The 14,282-nt window shown below is 37.9% G+C and carries 10 protein-coding genes and 6 tRNA genes; 10 read left to right on the plus strand and 6 right to left on the minus strand.

Annotated elements, in window-relative coordinates; translation table 11 throughout:
- Positions 1-140 precede the first annotated feature (140 nt).
- Both F886_RS18885 and F886_RS18890 read left to right on the plus strand, forming a co-directional pair.
- Positions 141-4,643, plus strand: coding sequence for a hybrid sensor histidine kinase/response regulator (locus tag F886_RS18885; protein WP_005309810.1), 4,503 nt, complete (start codon positions 141-143; stop codon positions 4,641-4,643).
- Positions 4,643-5,110: a hypothetical protein gene (locus F886_RS18890; RefSeq protein WP_005309813.1), complete on the plus strand. Its 468-nt coding sequence runs from the start codon at positions 4,643-4,645 to the stop codon at positions 5,108-5,110. The genes F886_RS18885 and F886_RS18890 overlap by 1 nt, the downstream gene beginning before the upstream one ends.
- Before the next feature lie 34 nt (positions 5,111-5,144).
- Here F886_RS18890 and dapE read toward each other — a convergent pair whose 3' ends face one another.
- The 3 genes from dapE to F886_RS18905 form a co-directional block, all read right to left on the minus strand.
- Positions 5,145-6,281 (minus strand): succinyl-diaminopimelate desuccinylase, encoded by a 1,137-nt coding sequence (gene dapE / locus F886_RS18895; RefSeq protein ID WP_005309814.1) that lies wholly within the window; start codon positions 6,279-6,281, stop codon positions 5,145-5,147.
- 126 nt (positions 6,282-6,407) lie between these two features.
- Complete coding sequence (locus tag F886_RS18900) at positions 6,408-6,551, minus strand: entericidin A/B family lipoprotein (RefSeq protein WP_003655297.1); 144 nt, start codon at positions 6,549-6,551, stop codon at positions 6,408-6,410.
- Between the two features lie 122 nt (positions 6,552-6,673).
- Positions 6,674-7,555 (minus strand): DUF1853 family protein, encoded by an 882-nt coding sequence (locus F886_RS18905; protein ID WP_005309817.1) that lies wholly within the window; start codon positions 7,553-7,555, stop codon positions 6,674-6,676.
- Positions 7,556-7,658: 103 nt separating this feature from the next.
- Here F886_RS18905 and F886_RS18910 point away from each other — a divergent pair, with 103 nt between their 5' ends.
- From F886_RS18910 to F886_RS18945, 8 genes are all read left to right on the plus strand, one after another.
- Positions 7,659-8,018: a YbaN family protein gene (locus F886_RS18910; protein ID WP_005309821.1), complete on the plus strand. Its 360-nt coding sequence runs from the start codon at positions 7,659-7,661 to the stop codon at positions 8,016-8,018.
- Positions 8,019-8,176: 158 nt separating this feature from the next.
- Positions 8,177-8,680, plus strand: a complete 504-nt coding sequence (gene elsL, locus F886_RS18915; protein ID WP_005309824.1) for a cell wall-recycling L,D-carboxypeptidase ElsL — start codon at positions 8,177-8,179, stop codon at positions 8,678-8,680.
- Between the two features lie 206 nt (positions 8,681-8,886).
- A tRNA-Val gene (locus tag F886_RS18920) sits at positions 8,887-8,962 on the plus strand.
- A 24-nt stretch (positions 8,963-8,986) separates the two neighbouring features.
- Positions 8,987-9,063, plus strand: a tRNA-Asp gene (locus F886_RS18925).
- Positions 9,064-9,110: 47 nt separating this feature from the next.
- Positions 9,111-9,187 (plus strand) — tRNA-Asp (locus F886_RS18930).
- An 86-nt stretch (positions 9,188-9,273) separates the two neighbouring features.
- Positions 9,274-9,349: transfer RNA gene (locus F886_RS18935), tRNA-Val, on the plus strand.
- Positions 9,350-9,385: 36 nt separating this feature from the next.
- Positions 9,386-9,462 (plus strand) — tRNA-Asp (locus F886_RS18940).
- Between the two features lie 66 nt (positions 9,463-9,528).
- Positions 9,529-9,604 (plus strand) — tRNA-Val (locus F886_RS18945).
- A 369-nt stretch (positions 9,605-9,973) separates the two neighbouring features.
- Here F886_RS18945 and F886_RS18950 read toward each other — a convergent pair.
- From F886_RS18950 to F886_RS18960, 3 genes are all read right to left on the minus strand, one after another.
- Positions 9,974-10,759 carry a YdcF family protein gene (locus F886_RS18950; RefSeq protein WP_005309828.1) on the minus strand — a complete coding sequence of 262 codons (786 nt, stop codon included), beginning with the start codon at positions 10,757-10,759 and terminating at the stop codon, positions 9,974-9,976.
- Between the two features lie 116 nt (positions 10,760-10,875).
- Positions 10,876-13,458: a PepSY domain-containing protein gene (locus tag F886_RS18955; protein WP_005309831.1), complete on the minus strand. Its 2,583-nt coding sequence runs from the start codon at positions 13,456-13,458 to the stop codon at positions 10,876-10,878.
- Positions 13,459-13,614: 156 nt separating this feature from the next.
- Complete coding sequence (locus F886_RS18960; protein WP_004789292.1) at positions 13,615-14,190, minus strand: SdpI family protein; 576 nt, start codon at positions 14,188-14,190, stop codon at positions 13,615-13,617.
- Between the last annotated feature and the right edge of the window lie 92 nt (positions 14,191-14,282).

Here is a 14,282-nt window from a genome sequence, read left to right on the forward strand (position 1 = left end):
CGAGGATAGCTGTTTCTATAATAGCTATCCTTTTAAAAAGTATTAACAACGCTAGGTAAATATTGGGGACACAGCTATTTATCTGGTGTTGACTCTGTCGTTTTTCTCCATTTAGGAGACAAGCAAAAGAAGCCTTTGCTATGAAAGAAATATTAAAAACTTTAACTGAAGCAATGATGCTACCGGAAGATAGCTATTCTCAACAAGATACTGAATTTCTTGATATCTTCATTGAAGAAATTGAAGAAATTTTTGTTGAATTGCAATCTTTGATTCATGAATGGATGCAATCTAAAAATGTGGCTACGCTGACTGAGATCCGTCGCCATTTTCATACCTTGAAAGGTTCAGGGCGAATGATTGCAGCGAAATCCTCTGCTGAGCTTGCTTGGACTGTAGAAGATACGCTCAATCGGATACTCAATGAGAGTCTCACATTAACTCCTAACATCCAACAATATGTTCAGTTGGTATTTAAGTTCTATTTCTTTAAATTAGTAGATGACTTTAAATCTAAAAAGGAACATGCAGTAGATTTTAGACCTCTTATTTTATTGGGACAACAATTACAACAACAGCAAAGTTTAGAGCCTGCTTTAGAAGAACTTTTATTATTGTCTGATACTCTCACTGCGGAAACTAAGACTGGTTTAGAGGTGAATGATTTAGAGCCAGTATCAGATAATTTAACCCTAGAAACCACGATAGAAAGTGAACATAATCTTGCTGAAACCTTAGTTTTATTTATGGAAGAAGCGGAAGAGCACTTAGCGACCATTGATCAATTTTTAGAACAAGAAATACATCAGCACGAAAGTTATAATGCGCTCATTCGTGCATTACATACATTGCGCGGTAGCTCGGCAATGGCTCAGGTAGAAGCAATTTTTGATGCTAGTACGAAGGTTGAGCATTTATTCAAAATCTTATTACAAGAAGAACTTTCTTCTCATTCAGAAGAGATATTACTACTCCGTGATTATCGTCAGTTTATTCGAAATTGTTTAGATCTATTAGCTGCGCATTGCTCTAATGACCAATTAGATTCAAATCTGAAACAGTTTAACCAAGTTTGGGATGCTTATATGGAGCAGCATGGGGAGCATTCAAGCCCACTCATTCCTCCACATGGTCTAGTATCTCAGCTGTTACAGCTCGATGTTTTAGAATTACTTGATGCAGAGTTGGATTTTGAGAAGGGAATTCGTTCTGAGTTTCCTCACTATCTTGAACGATTAAGTGAACAAGCTGACTTGTTACTGCAACATACTCAGTCTCAGGCCATGGTTGGTTTATATGAATATACGAACCAACTAAAAGATAGCTATGACGTATTGCTTGATCGACCTGATTTATTGCAATCAGATTATGTTTTTGAAATTTATCAGAAAGCACATCAACAATTAATTCAGTTATTTGACGCATTAGCTGCGGGTCAAAGAGTTAGTATTATTGAGCAACACCAAAATGTTTTGGAAGAGCTAAAACTATATACCCAACATATTCCGAGGCTTAATTCTGAACCATTAGATAATCAGGATGTTGTTGAGTCATTATTTAGTGTTGATGTAGAACAAACATCAGATGAATCTCCGGCATCTATCGAAAGTGTATTAACTGATCATGTAGCAATGAGTCAGAGTATGCATTTAGATCGCCAATTCATGACTACTGAGCACGTAAATCGTTATTTTGATCCAGAACTGTTAGATATTTTTCTTGAAGAAGCCGATGAGTTGCTTGAAGGAATGGATACAGATCTTAATATTTGGGTTAATGATCAAGAGAACTTTGCTGCTCTTAATAACCTAATGCGTTATTTGCATACCTTAAAAGGTGGGGCAAATATGATTCAGGCAAATTATATTGGTTTAATTGCACATGAATTAGAAAGTATTTATGAGCGCATAATTCAAAGACAGTTGGTTGCTTCATCTGCTCTTATTGATTTTATCCGTCTGGTTCAAGATGATTTAGCTGACCGTCTACAAATAGTACGTGATCAGCACCTAGATTATGCTGCTTCTCATACTATTCAAGCGCTTAAGAATGCCGGTAAGGTATATGAGTCACTTGGCTCTGTTGTTAAAGAGATGCAAGCAGAGTCTGAAACAGATGTTATACCGGCATTAAATGTTGAAGTATTACAGCAAGAAGCTATACATGATACTGCGTTAAATCTCGATGAGTTAACTTCTAATTTTGAGCAGATTGTTGAGTCTAATACTCGACTTGTTGAGCACACAGAATTACAATTTTTTGATGCAGAAGGCTATACAGACAGTATTCAAGATCAGGATATTGATTCTGTTGTCGAGCAGACATTTATGGAGGAAGCGGCCGAACTGTTAGAGATGGCCGATCATCTGTTAAAGCAATGGTTTGAACAGCGTACCAATCGTAGTATCTTGCTTCAGCTACAAAGAGCAGTGCACAGTTTGAAGGGTGGTTCCCGTATGTTGGGACTAGAAACTGTGCAAGCAATTGCTTATCAACTTGAGAATGCTTTTGAAAAATTTGCGCTTTATCATTTTAGTTCAAATATTTATGACAACCTATTAGAGAGTGCAATTGTCTGGTTAAAAGAGGCAATTTTTAAGCAAAATTATCAACATTTCGATGGTTTACAGCATAGTCTAGAAAATATTCAGTTTATTGAAACGGCAATTCAAATTCCGAGTAAATTGACTAGAACTGATCTATTTGGCACCGAACCTGTAATGAGTTTTGTGCAAGGTGATGGTACAGAACCACCGCCAATGATTGGTGCATGGGAACAAACGCAGCATCTTGAACAAAACAATGAGATGATTCGTGTTTCAGCAGATTTAATCGAGAAAATGATTGATTTATCTGGTGAAAATTCGATTAACCGTTCACGAATTGAAATGGATCTAAGTCAATTTGGTCATACGCTCGTGGAAATGGAATTAGCCATTCAACGACTTGCAGATCAGTTACGTCGAATGGAAGGCGAATTAGAAACTCAGATTATTGCAAAACACGGTATTGAGCATTCTCGTTATACAGAATTTGATCCTCTAGAGATGGATCAATATTCTTCACTGAATCAATTATCGAAATCACTTGCCGAATCTGCGTCCGACTTAGTCGATTTCAAAAATACATTATCCGAAAAAATCAGAGATACCGAAAGTTTACTCGTACAACAATCACGTATTCAGGCCGAAATTCAAGAAGGGCTAATGCGAACACGATTGGTACCATTCTCTCGATTGCTACCTCGTTTACAACGAATTGTGAGACAGACTTCTACTGCGTTAGATAGACCAGCAGAACTTTTTGTTAATAATACCGAAGGTGAGCTAGACCGGACAATGCTAGAGCGTTTGGTTACGCCGCTTGAGCACATGCTTCGAAATGCAATTGACCATGGTTTAGAAGATCGTGTGCAACGTGAACAAGCACAAAAACCAGAAACTGGACGTATTGAACTAAATATTCACCGTCAAGGTACCGATGTTGTTGTTACGTTTAAAGATGATGGTCGAGGTATTGATATTGAGAAGGTCCGTCAAAAGGCTCTCTTGTCTGGTTTGATTAATTCTGAACAAGTATTAGAACATCAAGATATTTTGCAGTTGATTTTCCATCCAGGGTTAAGTACAGCCGATCAAGTCACTCAGATTTCAGGTCGTGGCGTAGGGCTTGATGTTGTACAAAGTGATATTAAAGCTTTGGGCGGACATGTGACTGTTGACTCTGTTTATGGGCAAGGAACAATTTTTACCATACGTGTTCCAACCACAGTAGCTGTTAGTGATGCCTTGATGGTTAAAGTTGCTGATCAACAATTTGCAATTCCGTTAGCTCAAATCGATCGAATTGTTCGAGTTTCACCAACTTCATTAGAACAGTATTTTGGAAGTGCACAAGAGTTCTTTGAATTTGAAAATAAGCGCTATCCATTACGCTATTTATCTGAATTTGTTGGTAATCAACCGATTCCACGTTTAAGTGGGATGATGTATTCGCTACCAGTATTAATGATTAAGGCCAATAATGGGCAAACCATTGCATTATTGGTTGATCAACTTATTGGTTCACGTGCGCAGATTGTAGTTAAGCCAATCGGGCAGCAGTTCTCTAGTATTGGTGCGATTGCAGGCGCAACTATTTTAGGTGATGGTCAAGTTTGTCTAATTTTAGATGGACAAAATATTGCTCGCCAAATTCAGTCTACTCGTCGACATAAGTCGCTCAATGAGACTGTCTATAGACAACGCGAGTCTGACGAACGCCGTCTCATTATGATTGTAGATGACTCTGTTACAGTCCGTAAGGTGACGACTCGTTTACTCGAACGCCAAGGCTATGACGTAGTCACTGCTAAAGATGGTATTGATGCAATTGAGCAGTTGGAAAATATTAAACCAGATCTGATGTTGCTTGATATTGAAATGCCGCGAATGGATGGTTTTGAGGTACTTAACCTCGTACGACATCATGATCTACATCAACATATGCCAGTCATTATGATTACATCAAGAACTGGCGAAAAACACCGTGAACGAGCATTTGCTTTAGGGGTTAACCAATACATGGGTAAACCTTTCCAAGAAGAAGACTTACTTCACAATATTGATGCTTTTTTCACGACACGTGAAGAGGAACTTGCCTAATGAAAAATCAGATAAGTACATCATTAATTAATGAAATGGATCAGCAAGAGCTTCAACACTTAATTACTGTTTCAACTGGTTTTATTGATGCATATATTATTGAATGTGATCAGCAAGTGCCGATGCTATTGCCACAAAACATCGTGTTATCAGCGATGGATGTCAAAAATGGCATTAAGCATATTGAATGGCATGACGTAAAGCTTCCGGTCTATTCATTGCACAATGAAATTGACTCGCGAGCGGTGGCATTAGTTATTGAAAGTGAAGATATCAGCCAACGTTTTGCACTCATCTGCAAATCGATGCCAGCTTCAGTTCGTTTACGTATTTCTGAAGTCGTAGATGAAAATGAAGATATACAAGATACTTTGCAGCACCCAAGTGTATTTAAATATGTGCGAATGGAGAATCAACGCTACCACGTACCTAATTTGCAATATATCCAAAACTCGCTTCATCTATAAAAAAAAGGAACTCATTTGAGTTCCTTTTTAATTTTTATTTAGCTAATAAATTTTCTAAAATTTGCTCATAAATATCAGTCAGGGGATCGAGGTCATGCACGTCAACATGTTCATTAATTTGATGAATTGTTGCGTTAAGAACCCCTAATTCCAATACCTGTGCACCTGTCGGAGCAATAAAACGTCCGTCAGAAGTACCACCACTTGTTGAAAGCTCAGTTTCAGTGCCAGTTACATTTAAAATAGCAGTTTGAGCGGCATTAACGAGTTCACCGATTGGAGTCAGGAAAGGTAAACCAGACAAATTCCAAACGATTTCATATTTTAAACCGTGTTTATCTAAAATCTCATGAACACGTTGTTTAAGCTGTTCAGCTGTCACTTCTGTTGAATAACGAAAGTTAAAAGTAACTTCTAAAGTACCCGGAATTACGTTGGTTGCACCAGTTCCAGCATGAATATTTGATATCTGAAATGATGTTGCTGGGAAATATTCATTTCCATTATCCCAAACGGTTTGGCATAGCTCTGTTAAAGCGGGTGATGCCTCATGAATTGGGTTAAGTGCTAAATGTGGATAAGCAACATGACCTTGTTTACCTTGGACTTTTAATACTGCATTAAGCGAACCACGACGCCCATTTTTAACAATATCACCTAGTTTATGAGTACTTGAGGGTTCACCTACCAAACACCATTTAATTTTTTCGTTACGTTCTTCAAGAGTCTCAATAACTTTGACCGTACCGTTAACAGCAGGGCCTTCCTCATCTGAAGTAATCAGAAATGCGATAGAACCTTTATGATTTGGATGTTTTGCTACAAAACGCTCAGATGCGACAACCATAGCTGCCAAAGCTGTTTTCATATCTGCCGAACCGCGACCATATAATTTTCCATCGCGGATTTCAGGTGCAAATGGATCTGAATTCCATGCTTCTAATTTACCTGTCGGAACGACATCAGTATGACCTGCAAAACAAAATACAGGCTCTTCAGTTCCGCGGCGTGCCCAGAGATTATCTACATCACCAAAACGCATTGGTTCAATATGAAAACCAACTTGGCGTAAGCGGTCTGCCATGATGGTCTGACAAGTATGATCAACTGGAGTAACAGAAGGTTGTTGTAAAAGTTCTAGGCTAAGCGAGAGAGTATCTGAATGGTTCATACCGGAAATTGCGTGCTGATCAGGTGAAATATAGTCCGATATAATAGGCGAATCTCTACGTGATGGGTACGTAAAAAATAAAAAAACCTTATCGGAACGATAAGGTTTTTTAGTGATAACTCTAACTTACATTTTATCTTGTGTTTTTTCAGCAGTATTTGTTACAGCATCACCTGCTTTAGAAACATCTTTACCAAAACCCTTAAACGTATTACAGCCTGTTAAAACAACAGCAATCATGACAGAAGCAGCTAAAACTTTTTTCATCATTTTCTCCGTTTAAATTTAATAATGAAGTAAATTTAGATTAAAAAACAAACGGAAAAAGAAACATGACTGTTTAATAGTAAAAACGTTATAAAATGTTTCTAGAATCTTAAATTTATTGTTAATTATTTAAATTTCTGGAAGTTGGACATAAATTTTAAATATGAAGGGTGTCTAAACATATAAAACAGAACTTCCTGACCATTTTTACAATATAAACCATCTGTCCACCAATGTGCTGGGGCGGAACTAGGTTGTTTATTTGGACACAGCCATTCCTGTCTTTCTAATCGATAAAAAGAAGAATGGGGAATTGTGGTGCCCCAATACCCTAAACGACGCTGTAAATTTATCCATTCAGGTAAGGGCTGTTGTAAATTTAAATCTTGAGGAAGATAAAGTTGACCCTTTAAAACCGAAAAACGTTGTTGAATTTCGAAGTCTAAGGCTTCAGGAAACTGAAATTGTTTGTTAGTAAAGTGATAAAGCTTTTTGCTTAAAGTATCCTGACGGTTTAAGCCAATCCATTGTTCTAAATGTAAATCTGCCTCACCGAGATAATATTTTAAGGCTACCTCCCAATGTTCAATTTCTTGAGTTCCTTTATTTAAAATTAAAAAATCTAGTTCTCCTAAAGTTTTTGCTCCCTCAATTTTTTGAATACTATGTCCTAATAGTTGATAGGAGTGATACTGATCCTCTTGCAACCAAAACCAGAGTAGATGCTCAAAGCGTAAACCTAAGCGTGTACTTTTAAGCTGGGATAGAAACTGAATTAAAGGCTCTGGAGTTTGATCAAGCTCTTTCAAACGCGGCAAATAGTTTTGAAAATGAACTTCCCAAAACTCACTTGTATGTAGCTTAAAAAGATGTTGTATACATAGACTTTTTGGTATTTGACAAAGTAAATTTGGACTAGCAATACAAAAAGCGAGCTGTCGCACTATAGGGTGTTGAAATTGAAGCCATGGCTCGAAATAGGACGTTTTAACTGACGCAATATTCATACATTTAATACTCGAAGTAATTCATCCTAATTTCATAACGGATCAACAAAAAATATTAGAAAAACACTTTATACTAACGCTAACAGCAGGTTAAGGTTTATATATGCGAACATTGTTCTGGCGCTCTTTAGTCGTGATTTTTATCACGCTAGGCATTATTGGAGCAATTTTACCAGGTATGCCAACAACAGTGTTTTTGATTCTGGCTGCTTGGGCTGCGTCAAAAGGCTGGCCACAAATGGATAATTGGTTGTTAAATCATCCTAAATATGGTCCAACGCTACGTGATTGGCGAGCCAATGGCACAGTGCCTCGTAAAGCGAAGTGGATTGCAAGCATAATGATGGCGATTAGCGGAATTATCATGCTATTCACTTCAGCACCACTTTTAGTCAAGGTTTTTACTGATCTTACTATGTTCATCGTTGCAGTTTGGTTATGGCTACGGCCTGAGCCAAAATAAAAGATTGATAATCTTTTATTTTGGCGCAAGACAAGTGGTGAAACTGCGCGTAGATAAAAGAAGATTGATAATCTTTTATTTCCAGTGCAAGTGAAGTCCTTACAACAAGTTTTTAATTAAGCTCAATGTATTTGAGTTGATATAAGAGAATAAGTTCAATGTCTCAATTTAAGCTCGAAGATGCTGATGTTCTTATCGATTTAGCAAAACAAACATTAACTTTGCCTAAACATAATAAGTTTTATGTCATTTCTACAGGAAAGAATGGAATTGGTGAGCAGGAAAATACGGGTAGAACACCACGCGGATGGCATAGAGTAGCAAAGAAGATTGGTGCCGAGTCCCCACAAAATGCAGTTTTTATTGCACGTAAGCCAACGGGGGAGGTTTATAGCACTGAGTTAGCTACCCAATATCCTGAACGAGACTGGATACTTTCCCGTATTCTTTGGTTAGATGGCCTAGAAGAAGGTTTTAATAAAGGCGAAGGCCACGATACCATGCAGCGTTACATTTACATTCATGGAACTCCAGACACGCAACCAATGGGGGTGCCAATGTCACATGGCTGCGTTCGAATGCGTAATGAAGAAATCATTGAGCTATTTGATTTAGTTGCTGAAGATGCATTAGTTTATTTATCCGAACAATCTTTAGCCTGAGAGCAAGTTTTATCTAATCTTGATGAGCTGTGTAAATGTGGTAAATATTGAAATAAGTGTTTAAATAAAATACAAAAAATTGTTTTTTACTTAATAATGACTTATTTTTAATCATTCATTCGCATTTTTTTAAAAAGAAGTCGAAAAGCGTTTGACACCTGTTAAAGATTCTCTATAATGCACCTCACAAACGATGAAGACGTTAAGGGCGCTTAGCTCAGTTGGTAGAGCGTCTGCCTTACAAGCAGAATGTCGGCGGTTCGATCCCGTCAGCGCCCACCAAGCCTTTACGTTAAGCTCTCAAGTGCAGCGGTAGTTCAGTTGGTTAGAATACCGGCCTGTCACGCCGGGGGTCGCGGGTTCGAGCCCCGTCCGCTGCGCCACTTAAGACTTAACATCGTTTACCCCACAATTTCGACATTGTGAAAGTGCAGCGGTAGTTCAGTTGGTTAGAATACCGGCCTGTCACGCCGGGGGTCGCGGGTTCGAGCCCCGTCCGCTGCGCCACTTTTCAGTTCGGGTTGTGTTTGGAAGAAGGTTTGAAATGTAAAAGTTTTAAATCAAAAAATTAATGAATAATTAGTTTTCTTCTGGGGCGCTTAGCTCAGTTGGTAGAGCGTCTGCCTTACAAGCAGAATGTCGGCGGTTCGATCCCGTCAGCGCCCACCATATATGTGACCATACTTTATTTTAAAGTATTGTAGTGCAGCGGTAGTTCAGTTGGTTAGAATACCGGCCTGTCACGCCGGGGGTCGCGGGTTCGAGCCCCGTCCGCTGCGCCATTCTCTTGATTCCCTTGTCTAGAGAATGTAGAGTATAAAGATACATTCGCTATCTTTTCTCATTAAGGGCGCTTAGCTCAGTTGGTAGAGCGTCTGCCTTACAAGCAGAATGTCGGCGGTTCGATCCCGTCAGCGCCCACCATTATTTCTTTCAGAAAATTTAATTTCCTAAATTAATTCTTCCATAAATATCTTTTGCTTACATGTAAACATATTTACTATGTGACTAGATATATTTTTCAATTTTCTATTCTAAAAAAATAAAGTTTTACTCCTTCGAGTTATTTTTCTATTGATTTCAATTTTTTAACTTTAGTACTTCTATACTTATGCCTTCGATGGGTTCCTGATCCTCATTAAATTTATTTCATTTGAGACTAAATATAAGAATTTAATCTGCAATTTATTATCTTCAGCTTAGATCGACTTTATATTTGTACTGCTTGCTAATATTTTGGCAAATAAAAAAACTGCTATTTTTTTGAATAGCAGTTTTTCGACTAAATTACTTTTAATATTCGTTTAGAAGCCATCCACTCGCATACGCGAAATATTCACGTAACCATGCATTGTAGCGAGTAGCTAAAGGTGTTTCGGCTGCTACTCCATAAACTTGGGTATAGCCCTGTTTCTTTGCAATTGCTACTGCTCTAGGAATATGAAAATCACTTGTCACAATAGCAATTGGTTGGTTTAAGTTAATGTGCTGCTGTGCTAATAGTGGTTGACTATTTTTCAAATTAAGCTCAGTGCTGGTACTTTTATCTTCAAGAATCATCCGTTCTTTTGCAATATGATACTTTTGCTGAAGATAACGAGACATCACTAATGCTTCGCTTTCTTTTTCTGAAAAGTCTAAACCACCTGTTAAAACAACTTTTGCTTGCTGTTGTTTAAGCGCTAAAGGGGCAGCTGTATCTAAACGTTTTGCAAGAATTTTAGATGGTTGGCCATTTTCGACACCGCTTCCTAAGACAATAATTGCTCTTACTGGAGGAATATTATCTGAAGTATCTTTATTTTCTTTAATAAAACTAAAGAAATAGCCTAAGCCAATTAGCCATATCCAGAAGCATAGCCACCCAAAACGCCAAAATGTATGTAAGCGATAGTGGTAGAAGAAAAAGCGTTCTAAATGATAATAAAATAAAGAATATAGGCAGAAGAAAGTACCTAAAATGAAAGGAATAATTGTGCCTACATTAATTTTATTGAGACAAATTAAAACTAATCCATCTAGAAATAAAATCGAACCAATGATTGCTAGGAAAATACGGATCCACTTACTGACTTGCATTGTGCTTAGAGTTGCAATTTAAATTGCAGACAGTGTATGCAAAATCATTCTGAATGCAATAAAAAACCGAGTAAAGCATTTAAGCTATTACTCGGTTTTTTTGTTTTTATTAATCTTTAATAAACATCACGGCGGTAACCACCTTGTTGTCTTAAATCATCTACCTGTTCTTCACCCAGAATTTCGATAAGTGCTTGATCAACTCCGCTTGCCATACCATCAATACTACCGCATACATACAGAATAGCACCGCGTTCTATCCAGCTTACTAATTCTGCTGCATTCTGACGGATTACATCTTGAACATACATACGTTGTTCTTGATCTCTCGAAAATGCTAAATCGAGGCGTTTTAACATTCCTGTGGTTTTCCATGCCTCAATAGTTGATTCATAGAAGAAATCACAGGCTCTTTGACGTTCACCAAAGATTAACCAGTTTTCAGTGTAATCATGACGTGTACGGGTGTGTAATAGGCTCATTAAGCCAGCAATACCTGTTCCGTTACCAATACAAATAATAGGGCGGTTATCATCAATAAGATGGAATGATTCATTGGTACGAATACGCAAGGCAATTTCATTATTAACTTGCGTATGTTGAGTAAGCCAACCCGAACCTAAACCTAAGTTACCAGACGCATCATATTGTTGGCGTACAACCAAACGAAGGACTTGCTGAGAAGGAATACTCGCAATCGAATACTCTCGCGTTGGTAGAGTAGGGAGCTGCTCTAATAAATGGTCCAGATTCGCAAATGGTTCAATTTCGCCCGTTAAATCTTTATTCCAAAGAGCTTTTTCGATTGAAATCTGTAAAGAATCAACTTTTGTGTTTTTAAGAATATGATGCTTCTGCAAAAAGTCGTGAATACGTTCAGGGCTATTGCCAGGTTGAATTTCAGCAATATCACCCGCTTGCCATAGTGCTTCGTGCTTTGCATTAAGCTCAATATTATAAGCAGGTTGACCTAAGCTATTTGGATTGAGTAGGTCACGTTGTTGCAGTACCCATGTATCAAATACTTTTTCTAAATTTACCGCATGCAAATCTAATTTAGTTGCTTTCGCGAGTGCCTGATTCCAGTTTTGAATATCGGATAAGTTTGCATTATCAACTTCAATTGTACTAAAGAGGGCATGAGCACCATTAGTTTTAAGCCAGAGGTCTACCACATGCCCAAAGCTACAATAAGTATCAGGATATTCTTTAGAACCTAATGCCAAAACAGCATAGTTAATGTGTTTAAGATCTAGATCTGCTTTTAAAAGCTTTTTAGCAAAGCTTGTGGCGAGATCTGGTGCATCACCAGTACCATAAGTACTGATCACAAATAGAACTTGCTCATGCTGCTCTAAATCAAACTGTGTTAGCTGCTGTACAGGTATAACCTGAACAGGTTGATGAGCTTCTTGTAAACTTGTTGCTGTACTCCAAGCGAGTTGTTCGGCTACACCTGTTTGAGTTGCATAGGTAATAAGCCAAGGTTTCGCATTTAGATCAATGTATTGTCCAGCTAAAGACTGACGAGCCGCCTGTGTTAATTTTTTCTGTTTACGGCGTTTAAGATAAAGCATCCATCCTGTAACCAAGAACAAAGGCATTGCCAATGAAGCAAGCATGGCAGCAAACTGATAAATTGGTCCAAAGAAACTACCACGATGCACTGGTAACATGCTGCTCATGATCTTTTGATTAAGCTTTTTATCTTCGTAAAGCTCCATCTTTTCGATATTACCAGTTTGATAATTATAGATGGCTTGGTTACGTGCACGCTCATGTTGCGGCGTAGCATCGACAAAGCTTAACTCAACTTTTCCATCATCTTTTTTCGGTAAGTTCAATGTTAGTGTCGAATAATCACGCCCGACCTGACTATTGAAGCCACTCCATGTTTGATTAAGTGCTGTAATGAGCTGAGTATTATCTAATTGAGGCTCTGATTTTTTATCCTTATTACGGTCAGATTGTTTACCTTGTTGCATTCCACGATTTTGAGGAGTGGCACCATGACCCTGTGGTTTAGGTTGTTCAACTCCCATCACTTTGAACATGCCACTACGCCACCAGTCATAAGACCAATATAGACCTGTACACGCGAAAAGAAGATAAAAAACAATGACCCACGTACCTACAACAGCATGTAGATCCCAAATAAAATTTCGGCCTTTCAACTTCGGCTTAACAGCGAGCCATTGACGAGCAGAATGCTTTTTAGGCCAACGTAAATATAACCCACTGAGTACAAAGTAAATTAACATGAGTGCGCATGCACCAGTAATTTGTTTACCAACTTCACCAGCTGTTAAATTACGATGAATTTGCTGTATGAGTAACAACAACTTTCGGCCTTTTACATCTGGCAGAACCTGAGCATTATATGGATTAACCATCATATTGTAGCCACGGCGTTCACCCTCTTTTTCAATATTCACAACAGAAGAAGAGGTGGGGTCCTTGGCAATCGTAATGCTATTAATTTTAATTTCAGGCTGAGTTGTATTGAAATGTTGATATAGCTGAGCAGGAGTTAATTTTGGAGAGTTTTCAGCTTGAACAACATAACTATCAGAATTCACCCATTTTAAAATTTGTTGATCATAAGAATAAATTGCACCTGTTACACCCATAATGGATAAGATGAGGCCAGCAGTAATACCCAGAAACCAATGAATTTGAAATAAAATTTTTTTAAACATGGTCGAAAATGTAAATATGATGGAGATCTTGTAACGAAGTATAGCCGAAGATTGGGGAGATAATATGGATTTTGGAGATAATATTAATTTTCATTATCATTTATTTTTACTTTAATAAAAAAACCTCCATCAGGAGGCTTTTTATAGAATCTAGAATTACAAGGTTTTTGGTTCACCTACAGATTCTTTTAAGTGAGTGCGAATCGTGTTGAACGAGAAGTTCTTAGAATCCATGCGCTTAGGTAGAATATAAGCACCTTGCTGCTCTTGACCTTTTGGATCTTTCACTTTGAAATTAACCAAAATGAAATCAGGTGCGTTGTACCATTCGTAGATATTTTTCCATCCAATAGTACCTACGCCTTCTTGATGGCCCATTTGCTGACGCATAACGATGCCATGAGGCTGTACACCTAAACGAATACCTTTGATTTCCTGTACTGGAAATTCATTCATTTTGCGTTTAACGTACCATTCTAATCCGTATTTACGACCTAGGTAGTAAAGTACTACAGCGACAATAGCAACCCAGCAAAAAACAGTAGAGTAGTTCTTAATAAAAATAAGACCTAATATAGCTAGGGCTAAAACGACACCCATAATTGCCCAAATTTTTGTGCTGATTTTATTAGTGCTGCGCCAGATAAGAAGCTGTGCATTACGTTGTTCAGCTTCTGACACGTCATATGGAACGGGCTGAAGCGTATAAGCGTATAAAGTTTTCGCGGTCATAGTGCAAATAACAAATTGTAAACTGTTTTAAGTTTAGCACTAATTGGCATAAGTCAGGAACGGATATTATGCCAATTTCATACTAATTTCCG

This window comes from Acinetobacter sp. NIPH 542, from assembly GCF_000369825.1.
Classification (GTDB): domain Bacteria; phylum Pseudomonadota; class Gammaproteobacteria; order Pseudomonadales; family Moraxellaceae; genus Acinetobacter; species Acinetobacter oleivorans.

Coding starts and splice junctions, on each gene's coding strand:
- F886_RS18885 (WP_005309810.1), top strand. CDS start 141: ATGAAAGAAATATTAAAAACTTTAACTGAAGCAATGATGCTACCGGAA.
- F886_RS18890 (WP_005309813.1), top strand. CDS start 4,643: ATGAAAAATCAGATAAGTACATCATTAATTAATGAAATGGATCAGCAA.
- dapE (WP_005309814.1), bottom strand. CDS start 6,281: ATGAACCATTCAGATACTCTCTCGCTTAGCCTAGAACTTTTACAACAA.
- F886_RS18900 (WP_003655297.1), bottom strand. CDS start 6,551: ATGATGAAAAAAGTTTTAGCTGCTTCTGTCATGATTGCTGTTGTTTTA.
- F886_RS18905 (WP_005309817.1), bottom strand. CDS start 7,555: ATGAATATTGCGTCAGTTAAAACGTCCTATTTCGAGCCATGGCTTCAA.
- F886_RS18910 (WP_005309821.1), top strand. CDS start 7,659: ATGCGAACATTGTTCTGGCGCTCTTTAGTCGTGATTTTTATCACGCTA.
- elsL (WP_005309824.1), top strand. CDS start 8,177: ATGTCTCAATTTAAGCTCGAAGATGCTGATGTTCTTATCGATTTAGCA.
- F886_RS18950 (WP_005309828.1), bottom strand. CDS start 10,759: ATGCAAGTCAGTAAGTGGATCCGTATTTTCCTAGCAATCATTGGTTCG.
- F886_RS18955 (WP_005309831.1), bottom strand. CDS start 13,458: ATGTTTAAAAAAATTTTATTTCAAATTCATTGGTTTCTGGGTATTACT.
- F886_RS18960 (WP_004789292.1), bottom strand. CDS start 14,190: ATGACCGCGAAAACTTTATACGCTTATACGCTTCAGCCCGTTCCATAT.